The organism is Chryseobacterium subflavum, from assembly GCF_055762745.1.
The window spans coordinates 477590-497042 of record NZ_JBVTMR010000002.1 but is presented as its reverse complement, the minus strand read 5'-3'; the positions used below and the strand labels follow the sequence as shown (position 1 = coordinate 497042).

The window sequence follows — 19453 nt, the reverse complement described above, 5'->3', positions numbered from 1 at the left end:
CCTCATAATTATTAAATTTTCAATAATCATCAATTAAGGTGTTGTGAATCTTGAAAAAAAAATTAAATTTGTTGGCAATAATATTCAACCTTAATATATGGAACAATATAATATTGACCAGAAAATCCAGGAGTTTATTGCAAAAATTGAGGCAAAAAACCCTAACGAGCCAGAATTTTTACAAGCCGTAAAAGAAGTTGCAGTTACTGTTATCCCATTTATCGCTACAAAGAAGGAATATACAGGAATGAAGCTTCTAGAAAGAATGGCTGAAGCTGAAAGAATTATTATTTTCAGAGTTCCATGGGTTGATGACAAAGGAGAGATCCAGGTAAACAGAGGTTTCAGAATTCAGATGAACTCTGCAATCGGACCATACAAAGGAGGAATTCGTTTCCATCCGACAGTAAATTTATCTGTTCTTAAGTTTTTAGCTTTTGAACAAGTTTTCAAAAACTCATTAACTACTCTTCCAATGGGAGGTGGAAAAGGAGGTTCTGACTTTGATCCACAAGGAAAATCAGATATGGAAGTAATGCGTTTCTGCCAGGCTTTCATGACTGAATTATGCAAGCATATTGGTCCTGAAACTGACGTTCCAGCCGGAGATATCGGGGTAGGATCAAGAGAAATCGGATACCTTTTCGGACAATATAAGAAGATCAGAAATGAATTTACCGGTGTTCTTACTGGTAAAGGACTTGCTTATGGAGGTTCATTGATTCGTCCTGAAGCTACGGGATATGGTGTTGTGTATTTTGCTGAGCAAATGCTGAAAACCATTGGCCAAACTTTTAAAGACAAAATAGTTTCTGTTTCAGGTTTTGGTAATGTAGCGTGGGGAGTAATTAAAAAAGTATCTGAATTAGGAGGAAAAGTGGTTACCATTTCAGGTCCTGACGGATACATTTATGATAAAGACGGTATTGAAGGAGATAAAATCGATTACTTATTGGAATTGAGAGCTTCCGGTAATAACAGAGCTGAGGATTATGCTAAAAAATATCCATCTGCTGTATTCCATGCAGGGAAACGTCCTTGGGAAGTGAAGTGTGATGTGGCAATTCCTTCTGCAACCCAAAACGAATTGGATTTCGAAGATGCTAAAATATTGGTTGAAAACGGAGTTTTATGTGTAACTGAAGCTGCTAATATGCCTTCAACATTAGAAGCCATCAACTATTTCTTAGATAGCAAAGTATTATTCTCTCCTGGAAAAGCATCTAATGCCGGTGGTGTAGCTACTTCAGGATTAGAAATGACTCAAAACTCAATTCGTTTGAACTGGACTTCTGAAGAAGTAGATGCAAGATTAAAGGAAATCATGATTGGAATCCATAAAGCTTGTAGAGACTACGGAAAAGAGGAAGACGGCTATGTAAACTATGTAAAAGGGGCAAATATTGCCGGCTTTGTGAAGGTTGCAGAAGCAATGTTAGCTCAAGGAGTTGTGTAAGATAAAAATATAAAGGTTGGGAATCTTCCCGGCCTTTTTTCTTATAGCCTGTTCCCGGGGATAATGGGAAAAAAGTAAAAAGTGAAAGGAGAAAGCATTGATATATTCAATGCTTTTTTTATGTAAAAAACATACAAGATAAGTGCATCTCCCATCATCATTTGGTAGGGAATAATATGCTCCCAGACATTTTATGCTCAAAAAAAATCCTGAAATACATAATTTCAGGATCTTCATTTCAACTTTTTAACAATTTATTTCGACTTTTTCTTCTTAGCCTTCTTCTCTTCTTTAGTCGCTTCAGAAGGTTTTGTTGCCTCAACAGCAGTTTCAGTACTAACACTTGTTGTTCCATCAGTCATTTTAGTTGGGTTGGCCGAAGTATCAACAGTAGTGGTTGTACCTGTACTTAATGTTTGATTCGGTGTAGTCGTATTGGAATTAGACTGCATCGTTTGTGGAGTTGTCTGGGTTGTAGTCTGATTAGGATCAACCTTCTTCTGTGTCTCAGTCTGGGCTGATACAGCAATCATTCCTACTAAAGAAAATGCTGCTGTGAAAATTAACTTTTTCATATTCTAATATTTTAAATGGGTGTTTAGTATTTCTAGAACGCCATTTATTTTATTAAATTATATGTAAAGGTCTTATTTAACGTACTTTATATTATTTTAAGATGAATTTTGATTATAAGTTATTTTCCTAATTTTTTCATAATCCTCTCTACAAATTCAAATGCAGCCGGACAAATAACAGTATTTTTTACCATTAACGAATTGATCTGATAAATCTTCTTTCTATCCGTATGAGGATATTCCCTACAGGCTTTAGGTCTCACTTCATATATCGAGCACGTATTATCATCATTTAGAAAAAAGCAGGGTAAGTTTTGAAGCACCTTATCATTATCCTCATCTATCCTCAGGAATTTTGATTCAAAATCTGCAGGCTTCATTCGAAGATGCTTAGCAATGCGCTCAATATCCTTCTCTGTATATAAAGGCCCGGTAGTTTTACAGCAATTTGCACATTGAAGACAATCCACTTTCTCAAATACTTCTTCATGGGTTTCCTGAACAACATAATCAAGATTTTTGGGCGGCTTTTTCTTTAATCCGTCCAAAAATTTCTTATGCTCCTTTTGCTTTTGTAAAGCTTGTTTTCTGTATAATTCTATATCCATTACCCCTTTTCGCTAAAAACAGGAAGATCTGCTTTTTGGTGTTCATTAATCTTATCTAGATCCAGAATTGTCGACTGATTATCTTTATTCGGATAATACATTGGGACAAACTTGGCTCCATAAATAATTTCCCCAGTCACATAAGACGACCTTTGAACCACAGTATTGGAAAATACCTCATCAAAAGCGCGAACCTGAACAATCAGTTCAATATCTGTATTTTTAAAATCTTCCTCAGAAAAGCCATAAAACGGTGAGTTTTCATCAATCTTATGAACAACAGTCCAGTTAAGTGCCAATGTATTAATTTTACCCAGCTGGGTATCCAACCGGTAAAAATTACTTTTAGGAACTCCATCTTCAATAACTTCAATAGCTACCGAAACAATAACCTCTGCATCTGTAAGCGCATTATTTTTATAAGGCGCTAGCCTAAACATTAAAGCAGATGTATCTCTAAAAGGAGCAATCACTGCAATATCAGAAAACCTTAAGTAAGCTCTGGGCCGTGAAAATCTTCCATAAAAAAGTCCTGTTGCAATAGCAAAGGTAAGCAATCCTAAAAAAGCTTCAAAAGTAGCCACCAGACTCGCCAGAAAACCAACCGGTGCAATTCTTCCATATCCTACTGTCGTAAATGTTTGCGAACTGAAAAAAAACACATCAATAAATTCATTGAGGGGATTACTTTTATCAATTCCTGTAAGATGCTGTACTCCGATCAGATAATAAACCAATGCAAAAATAAGATTGACCACCACATAGGAAATTACCAGATACGAAAGAAAACGAAATGTGGATAAATTAAGCATCGTATGATACCAACTTAGCCGATTAAAAACATTGACTCCTGCTCGCTGAACATTCGGAAAACCATCCTTATTGATAAATCTCCCTGAGGCATTGTTACCAAAACCACTGTTCTCCGTATTTGTCTGACGGATTTTTTTTCTGAATCCCCGGGTCATTCTTACACTTTTTTTAATTATTTTAAAGAGCAAAGTTAAGCATAGAATAACTCATTTTTTTAACATTTTTAATAAAAAACAGGAACTCTACAGCTCCTGTCTATTATTATATATTATTTTAGATCGATCTATATTTTTTGGGCCGGTGATTCAAGAACAGTTACACTTACATTACTCACCGACTTTACAATACCCGATTCTCCATGTATGCTTGAAATAAAGTTAGGAAAATCTTCCACGGGAAAAGCCCAGTAGTAATGTCCGTTTGCAGGGTTGGGAAAATTGGCTAGCAAAGTTCCGGTTAACTTCATTGGCACAGAATACTCCACCGAAGATCCTTTCAACTTTGTCAGAACAGAAATTATTTTTTTGGAATGAGCTGGTACAATAGCTTTATATGTACTTGTTTCTGTAATTTCTTCCGAGCTCTCGGTTCCATCTGTAGTATCGCCTCCCACAACAACTTTTGTACTGGCAGATGCTTTGGCAACTAACGGAACATCTATGGATACCGAAGCTCCTACTTCAAATGATCCTGAAACCGTACGTTTCCATGAGGTTGAATACCCTTTTTTATAAGAATAGGTAACTGTAATCTCACTTTCCCGGTCACCATTATTAATAGCTTCAGTCGTATACGAATCATCAGGTAGATCTACTCCGTCTGTCTTTATTTTTACATCAGGGGTTCCTAAAACAATAGATACATCCGGACTTGCTGCTGTATTTCGCATATCGCCATCAACGGATAGATCCGGATTAAAAATAATTCCGTCAGGAACTTGTCCTGAATAAGCGAAAATATTTTTGAGCCTTGTTTTTTCACCTGAAAAATTGATATCATATCCCATATCCTTCAAGTGATTTGCTTTAAAGGGTATCTTGCTTTTTTCATCAGATATACCACGTATCACATTCGTGTTGCCCGGCAACTTAAATTCATCTACAATCTTCCAGCCCTTCTGAAGCATTTCTGCCTCAGTCATTGAAGTTCTTTTTAAATCAGTATAACTTGTGTTTTCTGTATCATCACCAATAGAACTGACTTCATCCCTTGAACAAGAAACAGAAATCCCCAATAACATAATTACTAAAACAGAATTGATTTTTTTACTCATCTTTATTATTTTTTAGTGTTTAATTATTAAATTTACAAAAACCGCTCTGTTTAGTAGCTTATTTTTGCGAATTAAACAATTTTAACACTTATAAATATTTTATTAATTGCAGTTGTGACTGATAACTAGCAGGTAATGAGATTGATCAATTTTCAAGTCCCTTTTTTACCTGATTTACACTAAATTTGAATTATGAAAAAGTTGGAATCAAGAGAAGATATAGAACACCTTGTTAATTCATTTTATGGAAAGGTAGTTAAAGACGAAACCATTGGGTTCTTTTTTAATGATATTGCAAAGGTAAACTGGGATAACCACCTTCCTAAAATGTATTCTTTCTGGGAAACGATTCTTTTTGGCCAGATGAGCTACAAAGGAAATCCAATGGCCGTTCACTTTCCCATCAACGAACTTCATGCAATGGAAAAAAAACACTTCGATCAGTGGCTCTTTCTTTGGAAAAGCACAATAGAAGAGCTTTTCATCGGTGAAAGTGCGGACATGGCCATCTACAAATCTGAAAACATCGCAAAACTTATGTCCTATAAAATGGAAATGGCGAGAAAATTAAATTAAGGAACGATTACAGTAAAAATATAAGCCGCCAGGTTTACCAATAAAACAGTTCCGTATAAAATATTGGTTTTCCCTCTGCTTAATGAGAGCATAACGATAAATACCGATAAAGAAAGCAAAATAATGTCCTTTCTATCCAGTCCTAATACAAAAGGTATGTCATACATGATACAAACTATAGACACAGCAGGAATGGTTAATCCAATACTTGCCAGCGCAGAGCCTAATGCGAGATTAACGCTTGATTGTATCTGATTATTCCTGGCTGCCCTGATCGCCGCAACTCCTTCCGGAAGCAAAACCACAGCTGCAATAATCACTCCAACCAAAGATTTTGGCGCTCCAACACTCTGAACCATATTTTCGATGGTCGCAGAAAGCCCTTTCGCCATTAAGACAACAATAATCAGACAGATAACAAGAAATATAAAACTGATAAGAGTCGCTATTTTTGAAGGGATGTAATGTGAATCCGGGTCATCTGATGTAATAATGAAATAGTTCCTGTGCCTCACTGTCTGAACCATAAGAAATACACCATAAATAACAAGACAGGCAATTGAAACAAAGATCAGTTGGGCCGTATTGTAAAAAGGTCCGTTTACACTTGAAGTAAAGTTGGGAAGAATAAGAGTAAGCGCCAATATAGACACAATACTTACCAGATAGGTTGTAGCAGAAGTTCTCGCAAAAAATTGCTCATAATACTTTACTCCACCTACTAAAATACATATCCCCAATATTCCATTCAGAATAATCATTACAGCCGCAAAAACAGTATCCCTTGCCAGCGTTACCGCCTGATCTCCTCCTGCTATCATTAAAGAAATAATTAACGCCACTTCAATAATGGTAATACAAAGAGCAAGAATAATTGTCCCGAATGGCTCTCCTACTTTATGGGCTACCACTTCCGCATGATGAACAGCCGAAAGCACACTTCCTGTAAGTAAAATTCCTGCTATTATTTCAAAGATGACACCGTTTGCCATCAGACCAGAAAAGTAATATCCCACGGCTAAAACCGGGAAAATAAAGGTATAATGTAAAAGTTCTTTTAATTTCATAAGTGTTTACAAAATACAAAAAATCAATGAAGATTAAAATATTAAGAGAAAAGATTAATGATATTTTAATGACACCAAAGATTGAAATCCTGATAATCAGTCAGCATATGCAATAAAAGCCCGATGCCAACAATTCTTATATTTCCTTTAAAAAAAAGCAACAAAAAGTACACCGCAATTGCATAGTAAGAATGTAAAAAATGGAATCCTATACTGTTTCTGTCAGGATCAAATATGGGATTAGCAAACAGATGGTCCAGATCAACTAACATGGTAGCTAAGAGTATCAGGTAAGTTCTTTTCCAGTGATCCCTATAAAATATATATGCTATCAAAACAGGAAATACCAGGTGTAAAAAATAATGTGTTCCTGCTTTCCAAAATAAACAATCCATTAGATCCTTCCTTTTAAATAATCCTGTCGTAGCTCCTCATCCAGTTTTTCAATAGCATACCTCAGGCAGGTCCTGGGCATTTCCTTATAGTACTTATTGAGATAGGCAACTAATTCTCCTTCATTTTTATTTCCCATCTCTCTTAATAACCAGCCATTTGCTTTATGCATAAGATCATGCGTATGGCTCAGATTCGTCGTTACAAATTCCTTTGTCAGATGAAAAAAGCCTTTTTTAATGTAATGCATTGTTCCAACTACGGCTATTCTTTTATGCCACATTTCATCAGAATGAGAAAGATCCCTTAATAGGTGTTCTTGTTGATTTTCAAAAGCATATCTCCCTAATATTTTATAGCAACTTGAATCCACCAAGTCCCAATTATTAATGTATGGCAAATGATTAAGATAAAAATCTACAATTTCTTTTTTCTCCTCTGCCACCTTTGTTTTTTCAAATTTACTGATCAGCATAAATAATGCAGTCAACCGATATTCGTGAAAACCGGATGCAAGCAAAACACTGAGCTCTTTCAAAGAGATTTTGGAATAGTATTCTTTCGCTACAATTCTCTGGTCAGGAACTTTTACACCTAAAAAAATATCTCCTTCACCATATTCCCCCTTTCCTGTTTTAAAAAATTTCGGGAAGAATTCCGCTTTTTCGGGAATTGATAAAACAGCAAGAGCTTCCTGTATTTCTTTGACTACGTTACTCATAACAATCAATCAATCAATTAAACATCTTTATCTAAAGCAATGCTTCCCTGTTCCAATTCTTCTTTTGCAATCTTTTTAGGATTAGCAACCTTAGCAATGGTAAGTCCCTGTACTACAATAGAAAATACTACCACACAATAAGTAATACTTAAAATAATATTGCTATACTCACTTTTAGGAATAGACATTGCCAGCGCAATGGAAACTCCGCCACGAATTCCACCCCAAAACAGCACTTTTATCGTTTGGGGACTAAACCTTGTTCGGAAAGACATAAATTTTGTAGGTCCCCATATTGAAATAAATCTTGCTACCAACACAACAATAATTGCAATAATCCCTGGAATAATAAAGTGATTCAGATCCTTTATCATGAGCAGCTCAAAACCTATAAATAAGAAAAGTACAGCGTTCAATATTTCATCAATTAACTCCCAGAATTTAATAAGATAATCCTGAGTAATTGATTTCATTTTGAATCTTACGTTAAAATTCCCCATAAATAATCCGGCAGCAACCATGGTGAGAGGGCCTGAAATATGCATCTGCCTTGCGATGAGGTATCCGCCCATGACCACAGAAAGGGTAACCAAAACTGAAATAATATAATCATCAACCTCACGCATTAGCCTTGAAGTAATCCAACCTAACAAAACACCCAATAACAATCCCCCTCCAGCTTCTTTAAGCAGTAACAGTCCAATACTTTCCACTCCTAAATCTACTTCTTTCCCGACAGCTAACTGCAGTACTACGGTAAAAACAACAACCGCCATACCATCATTGAAAAGAGATTCTCCAGCAACCTTAGTCTCTAAGGATTTAGAAACTTTTGCCTGCTTCAAGACACTCAGAACAGCCACGGGATCAGTAGGAGATATCAGAGCCCCGAAAACAAGACAATAGATAAAAGGAAGTTTGATGCCCACTAAAGGCAACAGGTAAAACATTCCGAATCCTACGATAAAAGTAGAAATGACAACCCCTGCCGTGGAGAAAATAAGAACGGGCCTGAATTGTTCTTTAAGGTCATTAATATTAATATGAATTCCTCCTGCAAATAATAGAAAATTAAGCATTGCGCCCATTAACACTTCAGTGAAGTCTATACTGTTCATCAATTTATGAAGATGCCCAAAAGTTCTTGGCAATACAGTTTCACCAAATAAAACCAGGAAAATTGAAACCACAATGGCAATTACCATGATCCCGATAGTACTGGGAAGTTTGAGAAATCTGTAATTAAGATATGCGAATATGGATGCTAAAACTATTAACGCTGAAAATGAATAATATAATTCCACTAAGTTATTTTTTAATTAAAAGTCCAAATAAAGGACTTTGATATATATTTTGTTATTTTCTTTTTCCCATAAGTCAATAATGCCTTCTTTTACTGTTTTTGAACTTTTTGTATAGCCTTCTCCGATATTGAGAATATTCAGGAAAATATATTCGTCACCAACAGAATTGACCTGATAGGCGGTTTTTTCGGTTTTCCCATCTCCCGAATTTTTGATTGCGTCGGCAAGTAATCGAAGCTGTGCGAGATGATGAGTAAAATTACTTACATCTTTTTTAGAATCATAAGCACGCAGCAAAATCAGCAGTACGTCCATATTCGTTGGATCCTTACCATATAAAACCTTACCCAATCTTATGCAATCATCGAAATTATTATTTTTAAATGCTTCAGCAAGACTTTTAAAATCATTATCTGAAGTATTTAATTTATTTGATTCGAAATTTCTACCGTAGTACAAATACTGAGCTTCTATACTATCCAGTGACTTTGGAATCCCTTTGTACTTGAAAATCAGTTTATCATAATTATAAAGTGATTCGGGATTTTTAAGGTTTTTCTCTATACTTTTAAAATCAATTTTCGATTTTTGACCGAAGCCTAAAACCGAAATATTCAGCAGCAAAAGGAAAATGTAATATTTCATTAATTGTTGTTTTCATCTTCCTCGTCGTTATCGAAATACTCAAACAGGAAGTCATTATATGGAAATCTTGAAATATGGATTTTCATGACTTCATCATAGATCAATTTCTTCATCTCCGGAAGATTCTCTTTTGTCAAAGCCGAAATAAATACCGTTGGATATTTAGATTTTGCCATCCAGGTCTTTTTCCATTCTTCAAGGGAAACATTCTTTCTTGTTGAAGGTGTCAGATCATCTTCATCCTTCTTCTCATAGCTAAAATCATCAATCTTATTGAAAACCATAATCATAGGCTTCTGATGAGCATTAATTTCCATCAAAACATGATTAACGGATTCTATATGATCTTCAAAACTTTCATGAGAAATATCTACGACATGGATCAGCAAATCAGCTTCCCGCACCTCATCCAAAGTCGATTTAAAGGATTCAACCAACTGGGTCGGTAATTTTCTGATAAATCCTACAGTATCGGTAAGTAAAAACGGAAGGTTCCCGATAACCACTTTTCTGACAGTGGTATCTAATGTTGCAAATAGTTTATTTTCTGCAAAAACTTCAGATTTTGAAAGTGAATTCATCAGAGTAGATTTACCTACATTCGTATACCCTACCAACGCAGCCCGAACAACTTTCCCACGATTATTACGCTGAGTAGCCATCTGCTTGTCTATCGTCTTTAGCTTATCTTTCAGTAAAGTGATTCTGTCACGGATAATACGACGGTCAGTTTCAATTTCAGTTTCACCCGGACCTCTCATTCCAATCCCTCCTTTCTGACGTTCCAAGTGGGTCCACATCCTCGTTAATCGAGGTAAGAGATATTGGTACTGTGCCAGTTCCACCTGGGTTCTAGCGTAAGAAGTTTGTGCTCGTTGTGCAAAAATATCGAGAATAAGATTGGTTCGGTCCAGAATCTTCACCTCCATTTCTCTTTCCAGGTTTTTAAGCTGGGATGGTGAGAGTTCATCATCGAAAATTACTGTTCCTATCTCGTTTTCTTTTACATATTCTTTTATTTCAAGTGCCTTTCCACTTCCAATGAAGGTTTTGGAGTCCGGCTGAGTTAATTTTTGAGTGAAGCGCTTTTGTACCGTTGCTCCTGCTGTGAAAGCTAAAAATTCTAATTCATCCATATACTCTATCAGCTTTTCTTCATCCTGATTTTGAGTAATAACACCTACTAAAACAGCTTTCTCGTAATTATGTTCTTTCTTTTCTAGCATTAAGTTCTATCTATGTTTGTGAGTTTTACAAGATACCCTTTTTAGGGATAAAAAGCAAAACGATTTTTAAGACAATCTAAAATTTTAATGTTAATTTAAGCTTTAAATACTATTAATTTGCGGAAAAATAATAATCAACAAATGCTTTTTTATTACTTTCAAACATTAAACCTTACAAATCCATTAAAACAAAAATAGTACCTGAATGACCGTTTAGAGTATCATTCTGATCATAAAACGATTTTTCATTATATTGAGTCTTCAATTTCAGCTTTAAAACAATATTGTATGGCCAGCCAATCAGAAAAAGATTTTACAAAAAAAAACAATGAAATTGAGCATCCTGGACCAATCTCCTGTTGTAATGGGAGAGCATACGCAGGATACCCTTCATAACAGCATTGAACTGGCCCAATGGGCAGAGCATCTTGGTTATGAAAGCATTTTATTCTCCGAACATCATGGAGTTCCTGGTTACGCAAGCTCAAGCCCCGAAATATTAGCCGCTGTTATTTTAAGCAAAACACAAAAAATAAAAGTTGGAACCGCAGGGATCATGCTCAGAAATTATTCTGCATATAAAATTTCTGAGATCACAAAATTACTAGCGTCAATTTTTCCCGGACGTTTTGTACTGGGACTAGGAAAAGCACCGGGCGGTCTTAAAATATCTTCCCTGGCCCTGAACGGCGATAAACTTCCAACAATAAGTAATATCAGCGAAAAACTCCGAGATATCGCAGCCTATATTTCAGATGATACAAGTATTACGCAAGAGCGTTATGGTGATCTGATTGCTCAGCCTCAAAACCTTCAACATATGCCAGAAGTATGGTGGCTGGGCTCAGGGAATAATTCGGCAAAGGAAGCTGCAAAAAACGGATTAGGATATTCCTTCTCTCATTTTTTGATGGACAACAAGCAAAATGAAAGCACGGAAATCTATAGAAATGAATTTAAGCGTGGTAATCTGAGCGAAACACCTCATTTACAAATTGCCGTTTCAGTTTCAGTCGCTGAAAATTACGACACCGCAAAAAGAAATGCCTTATCCATGGCTTACCAGTTTCTTGAAGCACGCAGAGGCCTAGCTCCTTCCCCATTATTACATCCGAATGATATAGAAGAAAAAATGTTAAGTCCTACAGAAAATGATGATTTAAAAAAAATCCTGAAGAATATAATTATTGCCACTCCTGACACAATTCATAAACATCTCTTTGAAATTACAACATTTTACCAAACCAATAATCTGATTATACTAAGCAATATTTACGATAAAGAATCCCGTTTCAAAAATTTTGAATGGATTAGCAATTGTGATGTATAAAGCCACCACCGTTCACCACTTTGTGATTATTATTTCAAATCACCCATTTTAATATTAAAATAAACATAAAACATTAAAAACCAAAATAATTTTAATAACTTTATAATGAGATTTTTGTTTTATTTACATTGATCTATAAAAACTAATTAACATCCGGAGAATCATGATTGCCAATATTAAATGTATGATTATTGATGATGATGAACTGGACAGGCTGGTTCTTCAACATCATATCAATCAGTATGATAATATAGAAATTGTTGCATCTTTTGATTCAGCAGAAAAAGCAATTCCATACCTTGATCTACCAGTAGACGTCCTGTTTATTGAAACCAAACTCCCCGGAATGAACGGAATTGAATTCTGTAAATTAGCCTATAAAATCCCTATTTGTATTTTCATGAGTTCCCACTGTGAGTTTGCTGCCGAGGCTTTCGAACTGGACATACTCGACTTTATTAAAAAACCTTTAAAAACGGATCGTATTCATCATTCGTTACAAAAACTTTTGGATTTTCTTGAAATGAAGGAAAAGAGTGAATGTCTTGATATTTTACTTGGTGAAAATACGATTAAAATCAAAGAAGGGAGTACAATTCTACAAATCAAAATAACAGATATTCTTTATCTGGAGGCATTAAAAGATTACACCAGAATTGTAACTTCTGAAAAAAAACACTGTATTCTTGATTCCCTTGGAAATCTTCTTCATCAAAACCATTTCGATTCTTTTGTAAGAATACACCGCAGCTATGCCGTTCCAAAATATCTTATCCGAAGTAAAACTTCTCACGAAGTAGAGCTCACCCATAAGATTAAGCTTCCCATAGGAAGAAGTTATAAAGACAATCTGGCATTTTTCAACATGCCCAATTAAAGAATTCCTCTAATTTCTTTTCCGGATTGTCATTTGTCGATTTTTCGTGTCGTTTATCTATTTTCCCAATATCTGCATGCGGGATGTGGTAATTTAGTCTTCCGAAATTCATTAACCCGAATTTATAAACTACTAACCAAAAAAAACTCACATGAAAAGAACATTTATTTCCGGCTTCCTTTTCATATTGTTTATTGTAACCGGACAGCTTAAAGCTCAATCAGCTGTTTTAACTACAGGAACAACTGTCTCAGGAGGTAATGGCTCTATTTCTTATAGTGTCGGCCAGGTCACTTATCTCTCTAAGGGAAGCGGATTCCAGGTTATGGAAGGAGTACAGCAAGCTTTTGAAATTACGACCCTTGACACCCATGAAACGTCATCTGCAGAGGACGGTATTTTACTCTATCCTAATCCCTTTAGAGATTATCTATATCTGGATTTTACAGTAAACAGCTATAAGAACTCAGATTATCAATTATTCGATGCACAAGGTAAGTTGATCAGGAGTGAAAAAATTATGCAGACAAAATCTGAATTTAATTTTTCTTCTCTTCCATCTGCCATGTACATTATAAGAATTAATCAGGATGGTAAAAACATTAAAACATTCAAAATCATAAAAAAATAACTACCATGAAAAAAAATCTACTCATACTAGGGCTTATACTGGGCTGTTTTTTAGCCTTTGGACAAGTACCTGAAAAAATGAGCTATCAGGCCGTTATCCGAAATCTTTCGGGACAACTGATCATCAATCAGAGTATTGCAGTAAAAGTAAGTGTTCTTCAAGGCTCAGCCGCAGGCCCAGTGGTATACTCAGAAAGGTTGACCGGAAATACCAATGCCAATGGTTTAATCAGCCTTGAAATAGGTACAGGAACTGTTCTTACTGGGACATTTGCCGCGATTAACTGGACCACTGGAAATTATTATTTGAAAACAGAAACAGATCCGTCAGGAGGAACCAGCTATACGATATCAGGCACCAGCCAACTTCTCAGCGTTCCTTATGCCATGTACGCAAAATCTGCAGGAGGCGGTGGCGGAAGCTTTACCCTTCCATATTCAGCTACCGTAAATAACACAGCCAGTCTTTTTGCTTTAACCAATGATGGTGATGGAGCAGCCATTGAAGGCACCAACAATACAACAACTTCAAGTATCGCTTCAATAAGGGGTGTTGTAACCAGTACTTCTGCCGGTGGATTTTCTTCGGGAGTCCGGGGAATCAATAATGGCACTGGAGGATTAGGAGTGGGGGTCTGGGGAAGTCAGAACGGAAGCGGATGGGGAGTATATGGAGTTACCCCTAATGGACTGGGTGTTTATGGAAATGCATCGGGAAATGGATACGGTGTATATGCAAACAGCAACGCAGGAACAGGACTTGCCGCAATAAGTACAAACGGGGTTGCTGCTAATATTTCAATAACTAATAATTCCAATGCCAACAGCGCAATTATTGCCTCAACCGCGGGTAACGGAACGGTTGTCAATATTTCTACGACAGGAACCGGTGCAGGATTGAGAAGCACTTCAGGAGCTGGTTTTGCCCTACATGGGATTACAAGCCAAGTATCCTCTGCAGGTGTTGTAGGTGATAACAACGGCAACGGAGAAGCCGTGGTCGGAAGAACAACAAGTGATATAGCCGGTGCTGTAGTCGGAAGAAATGATGGTGGAGGATATGGCGTGAGGGGGTTTATTGCAACAAATAGTACCGGAACAGCGATAGGTGTTTTAGGCCAGGTTGGGCTCAACAACAGTAAAGGTAGAGCTGGCCGATTCGAAAATTTCAATCAAACCAATGAAAATAATACGCTTGAAATCGAAACCAACGGAAATGGAAATATTCCTGATAACACACAAGGAAATGCTTCTTCATTCCTCGTTAATAATACCAATAGTGTCGCCGCTGCCGTAAGAGGTGAAGTAAAAACCATATTCGGCAATTTTGGAGCTGCCGGTGTTTTTGGAATATCCTCAGGGACCGGAGGTTTCGCAGGCTTATTCCATGCTTCTAATACGGCCGGAAACGGTCCGGCCCTGGTGGCACTCACCGATGGAAATGGAAATGCAATCACTGCCAATGCCGGCAAAAACGGTAATGGTGTGGAAACAAATATTGATGGAAACGGAAATGCTTTATACGCATGGGTTCCATCTTTTGCAACCGGGCGTGCCGGTAGATTTGAAATTTTCAATGAAGACAATGATACCGAAGTAATCTCTGTGAAAACTGTTGGTAATGGTACTGCAGGAAACTTCAAGGTGGATCGCACAACCGGCACCTCACCGGCAGTAAAAGGTGAAGTGAATTCCATTTTTGCTAATTTCGGTACTGCAGGTATTTTTGGTCTTTCATCAGGAACCGGTGGCTATGGAGGCTTATTTTATTCATCAAATGCCAGTGGAAATGGACCGGCTGTATTAGCCCTTACCGAAGGGAATGGAAACGGGATTACCGCCAATGCTGGTGGTAGCGGCGATGGTATAGAAGCATCATGCGACGGAACAGGTAATGCGATCTCAGGTTTTATTCCCAATTTTGGAACAGGTAAGGCCGGTAGATTTGCTAATTTTAATAATGCCAACGGACAACCTGTTGTACACATAACCACTACTGGTACCGGCTCCACACTTCTTGTCAATCATCAGGGCCCATCTGGTAATATTTCTGTCTATCAAAGTGCATCAGTTAATGTAGCCCGGATCAATAAAGCAGGAAGAGGCTTTTTTAATGGCGGAACACAAAACAGCGGTGCGGACGTTGCAGAAGCATTTGATGTGGAAGGAAATGTTTCTGAATATGAGCCCGGCGACATTTTAGTGATTTCAACAGACTCTGACAGAACGATAGAAAAGTCCTCAAAGCCCTACTCTACACTTGTAGCAGGAGTTTATGCAACCAAACCCGGGGTTTTATTGACTGAAGAAAATATCGATGCAGATCTGTCCGGAAAAGTTCCCATGGGAGTTATCGGAGTGATCCCCACAAAGGTTTGTCTTGAAGGAGGAAAAATTAAAAGAGGAGACCTTTTAGTAACCTCTTCAAAACCAGGAGTTGCCATGAAAGCAAATCTCAAAAAAGTCAGAATTGGACAGGTAATCGGAAAAGCTCTCCAGGATTACAATCAGAATGAAACGGCAAAAATTAAAGTACTAGTAAACATTAAATAAAAAATTATGAAATCATTATATACCATCGCATTACTATTATCAGGACTAAGTATGTATGCCCAGGAAAATAAAACTTCTGAGCCGCAGGATCAGGCCGTTATTTTAAAAAATGCAAAGGAACAGGAAGCTAAGCTCATTAAAGATTATGAGCAGTATAATAAAAACAATCCTCCACACAGCGGGCTGGTATCAGATTATGGACTTGAAGTTAAAAAACAAAATCTAAAACCTAAAAACACATCGGACAATTCAGGAAAATTACTTCCCAATACAGCTAGTTTTGATGAGGTCTTAGCAACAATTCCTAATCGGCGTTCACGTAAAGCAAGTCAACCTATTAATAAGAAAATAACCGTTACGGGACTTTCTAATACGGCAACACTTGAAGAAATAAAAAAAACTATTCCTAGAAACTAATAACCGAAATAAGTCCGCTACTTAGCGGACTTATTTTATCTGTACATTTTTCAAAAAAATTACTGTTAATCCCAATCTGAGGCAACAAACTTCATCACTATCCCTTTATCATCATACAAAGAAAGAAAATGACCCTCCACTGAATACCGCGTAATCCTTTCAAAGCTATTAACAAACGCTCGCTCAAGTTTCATATTCTGACAAGCCATCATTGTACTTCCAACTCCGGAAATCTTCATTTTCCCATTTTTTCTGAACTCTCCGGTAAAAAACATTTTATTACACCCCATGAATGCCCCTCCACGAATCTTTTCTCCTTCCATTGCTCCTGTAAGATTAATTCCCGCGCGGCTTTTAACCATTTCTTCTTTATCAAATTTCCCAAAAGATATAAGCATCCATTCTCTTTGAACTGATGGGTTTTTACCCGGAACTGATGAACAATTAATCATCATTCCTAAAACCAAAACTCCTAATAGACTTATAAATATTTTTTTCATGCAGCCTATCCTTCCATTTTCATACCAATCACGGCCGGAATATCGTAAAAATTAGTAAATTAGCGACACAAAATTATTTTATAAAATGAAAAGACTATTTCTACTATTCACTTTTTTATTGGGCTTTGCCCAGATGAGAGCGGATGAAGGTATGTGGCTGCTAATGCTCATTAAAAGATTAAATGGTGTTGATATGCAAAAAGAAGGTTTGCATTTAACTCCAGAAGAAATTTATTCCGTAAACAATTCTAGTTTAAAAGATGCTATTGTAAGTTTTGGAGGCTTCTGTACCGGTGAAATTGTTTCTGATAAAGGACTGATTTTCACAAACCACCACTGTGGTTATGGTGCTGTTGCAGCAGCTTCTACTCCGGAAAAAGATTATCTGAAGAATGGATTCTGGGCCATGAAGCAAAAAGACGAATTCAACGCTAAAGACCTATATGTTAGATTCTTAGTAAGAATGGATGATGCTTCACAAAGAATCAATGCTAAGCTAAACAACAAAATGACTGGCGAAGAAAGAAAAGCTGTAATTGATGCTGAAACTAAAGCTATTCAGGCTGAGAATTCTGAAAACGGGAAGTATACAGTAGTAGTAAAAGATTTCTTCAATGGAAACGAGTTTTATTATTTCGTTTATCAGGATTATAAAGATATAAGATTGGTAGGTGCACCTCCTTCATCATTAGGTAAATTTGGAGGTGATACTGATAACTGGGAATGGCCTAGACACACAGCAGATTTTACGGTTTTCAGAGTGTATGCTGATGCAGCAGGAAACCCTGCTGAGTACTCTCCAAGCAATACCCCTTTAAAGCCTAAACATTTCCTACCGGTTTCTCTTAAAGGAATTAAGCCTGGAGATTTCTCTATGATCCTTGGTTACCCAGGCAGAACAAACCGTTATTTAACTTCTTACGGTATACAGCAGATGGTAAACAAAGATTATCCAGCTTGGGTAGAAGCTTCTAAATTAGCAATGGATGTGATGAAGAAGTACATGGATAAAGACAAGGCAACTCAGCTTAATTATGCTTCTCAATACGCATCAGTAGCAAATTATTGGAAAAATAGACAAGGAACTATCGATGCTGTTATCAAAAACGGGACAATTACCGATAAGCAGAAAACTGAAGCTAATTTCAAGCAATGGGCTTTACAACCGGCAAATATAGAATATGACGGAGTTTTAGATGATATCTCAATCTATTATAAACAAGTTTCTAATAGAAATGTTGAAAGAAATTATGCCACCCAGCTCTATAGAAATGCTAAATACATCAGCCTTGCTTCTCAGGTAGGCTCTGTACTTAAGTCATATGCTGAACAAGATATGGCAGGAAGATTAGCAATGAAACCAAAAGTAGAAGCTGCGGTAAAAGCTGCTTATGAAAACTTTAATACTAAGTTAGAAGGAGAAATGCTTAATTCAATGGTTGGTCTTTATCAGTCAAGAGTAGATAAAGATGTAGCATCTCCAACTATTATGGCATTAGATTCTAAAAATCTTTCGAACGTTGCTTATTCATCTATTTTTGCTAATAAAACCTCTGTAACCAACTTTATTTTAAATCCGGATCGTTTAAAGCTAGACGCTGATCCACTTTTAAAAATAGCTAACGGGGTCACTACAGATCAAAGGTTATCTTCTGAAAAATTCTCTAAGATTGATGATAATTTTGCTAAAAACAACCGTATATTCTTAGCTGGTTTAATGAAATCCATGCCGGAGAAAAAGTTTTATCCGGACGCTAACTCTACTATGAGATTAACATATGGAACTGTTGATAAATTACCTATCAGAACAGACAGAAACTACTTCGGTGTTACAGATAACTATTATACTGACATGACCGGTTTGGTAGGAAAATACAAAAAAGGAGATGAAGAATTTGATCTTCCTCAAAGAGTAATCGATCTTTACAACATGAAGGACTTCGGTCAATATGCTGATGCTGCCGGTTATATGCCAGTTAATTTCCTTTCTAATAATGATATTACAGGCGGAAACTCCGGGTCTCCGGTAATCGATGGTGATGGTAACCTTATAGGGATCGCATTTGATGGAAACAGTGAAGCTTTAAGTGGTGATATTGTTTTTGAACAGGAATGGCAAAAAACAATCAACGTTGACGTACGTTTTGTTCTTTGGACTATCGATAAGTATGCTGGCGCAAGAAGATTAATTGACGAGTTGAAGCTGGTTAGAAGTGAAAACACTCCAGCTGATACTAAAACCCGTCCTGCAAAAGCTGAACATGTAAAATCTACCAAAAAGAATAAATAATCTTTTTTTAAAATTTTAAAAGCCGTGAGATTCTCTCACGGCTTTTTTTATACCGTTTAATGAAATAAATACGTGATTGAGTTACCCCTCTGCACCATAAAATTTTGTGATTTTTACGCCGTTTTATAGAATAAAGACAATACGAGATCGTTACAAATAAGATGACGGAGTTAAATTTTCAGCAATAATATGCATTGCT

19 protein-coding genes are annotated in these 19453 nt (G+C 36.6%); 8 read left to right on the top strand and 11 right to left on the bottom strand.

All coding sequences use genetic code 11. The features are described 5' to 3' along the window. Positions 1-97 precede the first annotated feature (97 nt). Positions 98-1456, top strand: a complete 1359-nt coding sequence (gdhA, locus tag AC0INN_RS11635; RefSeq protein ID WP_172281957.1) for an NADP-specific glutamate dehydrogenase — start codon at positions 98-100, stop codon at positions 1454-1456. Between the two features lie 254 nt (positions 1457-1710). Here the strand turns inward: gdhA and AC0INN_RS11630 are convergent, their stop codons facing one another. From AC0INN_RS11630 to AC0INN_RS11615, 4 genes are all read right to left on the bottom strand, one after another. After that, positions 1711-2031, bottom strand: a complete 321-nt coding sequence (locus AC0INN_RS11630) for a hypothetical protein (RefSeq protein ID WP_273650349.1) — start codon at positions 2029-2031, stop codon at positions 1711-1713. A 119-nt stretch (positions 2032-2150) separates the two neighbouring features. Next, the gene (locus AC0INN_RS11625) at positions 2151-2639 is read right to left on the bottom strand and encodes a YkgJ family cysteine cluster protein (RefSeq protein WP_306613311.1); all 489 of its coding nucleotides are present in this window, start codon (positions 2637-2639) and stop codon (positions 2151-2153) included. Beyond that, positions 2639-3607 (bottom strand): ion channel, encoded by a 969-nt coding sequence (locus AC0INN_RS11620; RefSeq protein ID WP_273650347.1) that lies wholly within the window; start codon positions 3605-3607, stop codon positions 2639-2641. The genes AC0INN_RS11625 and AC0INN_RS11620 overlap by 1 nt, the downstream gene beginning before the upstream one ends. 128 nt (positions 3608-3735) lie before the next feature. Next, a complete protein-coding gene (locus AC0INN_RS11615; RefSeq protein ID WP_273650346.1) occupies positions 3736-4725 on the bottom strand; it encodes a hypothetical protein in 990 nt (329 codons plus the stop codon). Positions 4726-4917: 192 nt separating this feature from the next. Here AC0INN_RS11615 and AC0INN_RS11610 point away from each other — a divergent pair, with 192 nt between their 5' ends. Continuing rightward, positions 4918-5301, top strand: coding sequence for a group III truncated hemoglobin (locus AC0INN_RS11610; RefSeq protein ID WP_306613306.1), 384 nt, complete (start codon positions 4918-4920; stop codon positions 5299-5301). Here AC0INN_RS11610 and AC0INN_RS11605 read toward each other — a convergent pair. The 6 genes from AC0INN_RS11605 to hflX all read right to left on the bottom strand — a co-directional run bounded on the left by AC0INN_RS11605 (position 5298) and on the right by hflX (position 10657). Further along, positions 5298-6368: a calcium:cation antiporter gene (locus AC0INN_RS11605; protein WP_273650345.1), complete on the bottom strand. Its 1071-nt coding sequence runs from the start codon at positions 6366-6368 to the stop codon at positions 5298-5300. The two genes, AC0INN_RS11610 and AC0INN_RS11605, sit on opposite strands and share 4 nt — an antisense overlap. A 65-nt stretch (positions 6369-6433) precedes the next feature. Beyond that, positions 6434-6763, bottom strand: coding sequence for a DUF6122 family protein (locus tag AC0INN_RS11600; RefSeq protein WP_273650344.1), 330 nt, complete (start codon positions 6761-6763; stop codon positions 6434-6436). Continuing rightward, complete coding sequence (locus tag AC0INN_RS11595; protein ID WP_306613303.1) at positions 6763-7482, bottom strand: DNA alkylation repair protein; 720 nt, start codon at positions 7480-7482, stop codon at positions 6763-6765. Before AC0INN_RS11595 ends, AC0INN_RS11600 begins: the two co-directional genes overlap by 1 nt. 17 nt (positions 7483-7499) lie before the next feature. Further along, positions 7500-8786 carry a cation:proton antiporter gene (locus AC0INN_RS11590; RefSeq protein ID WP_172281941.1) on the bottom strand — a complete coding sequence of 429 codons (1287 nt, stop codon included), beginning with the start codon at positions 8784-8786 and terminating at the stop codon, positions 7500-7502. Positions 8787-8801: 15 nt separating this feature from the next. Further along, entirely contained in the window at positions 8802-9431 is a 630-nt protein-coding gene (locus AC0INN_RS11585; RefSeq protein ID WP_273650341.1) for a DUF4919 domain-containing protein, read from the bottom strand. Then, the gene (hflX, locus tag AC0INN_RS11580) at positions 9431-10657 is read right to left on the bottom strand and encodes a GTPase HflX (protein WP_306613300.1); all 1227 of its coding nucleotides are present in this window, start codon (positions 10655-10657) and stop codon (positions 9431-9433) included. Before hflX ends, AC0INN_RS11585 begins: the two co-directional genes overlap by 1 nt. Before the next feature lie 328 nt (positions 10658-10985). Between hflX and AC0INN_RS11575 the strand changes: the two genes are divergently transcribed. The 5 genes from AC0INN_RS11575 to AC0INN_RS11555 all read left to right on the top strand — a co-directional run bounded on the left by AC0INN_RS11575 (position 10986) and on the right by AC0INN_RS11555 (position 16464). Then, a complete protein-coding gene (locus AC0INN_RS11575) occupies positions 10986-11987 on the top strand; it encodes an MsnO8 family LLM class oxidoreductase (RefSeq protein ID WP_273650340.1) in 1002 nt (333 codons plus the stop codon). 163 nt (positions 11988-12150) lie between these two features. Next, a complete protein-coding gene (locus tag AC0INN_RS11570) occupies positions 12151-12864 on the top strand; it encodes a LytR/AlgR family response regulator transcription factor (protein WP_273650339.1) in 714 nt (237 codons plus the stop codon). A gap of 151 nt (positions 12865-13015) precedes the next feature. Next, positions 13016-13495 (top strand): T9SS type A sorting domain-containing protein, encoded by a 480-nt coding sequence (locus AC0INN_RS11565; RefSeq protein WP_273650338.1) that lies wholly within the window; start codon positions 13016-13018, stop codon positions 13493-13495. Between the two features lie 5 nt (positions 13496-13500). Beyond that, positions 13501-16047, top strand: a complete 2547-nt coding sequence (locus tag AC0INN_RS11560; protein WP_306613297.1) for a beta strand repeat-containing protein — start codon at positions 13501-13503, stop codon at positions 16045-16047. Positions 16048-16053: 6 nt separating this feature from the next. Further along, positions 16054-16464, top strand: a complete 411-nt coding sequence (locus tag AC0INN_RS11555; protein WP_273650336.1) for a hypothetical protein — start codon at positions 16054-16056, stop codon at positions 16462-16464. A gap of 65 nt (positions 16465-16529) precedes the next feature. On the opposite strand, the gene AC0INN_RS11550 is transcribed toward AC0INN_RS11555, so the two are convergent. Next, positions 16530-16964 (bottom strand): META domain-containing protein, encoded by a 435-nt coding sequence (locus tag AC0INN_RS11550; protein ID WP_273650335.1) that lies wholly within the window; start codon positions 16962-16964, stop codon positions 16530-16532. An 85-nt stretch (positions 16965-17049) separates the two neighbouring features. On the opposite strand from AC0INN_RS11550, the gene AC0INN_RS11545 reads away from it, so the two are divergent. Next, complete coding sequence (locus tag AC0INN_RS11545) at positions 17050-19254, top strand: S46 family peptidase (protein WP_273650334.1); 2205 nt, start codon at positions 17050-17052, stop codon at positions 19252-19254. The last annotated feature ends 199 nt before the right edge of the window (positions 19255-19453 follow it).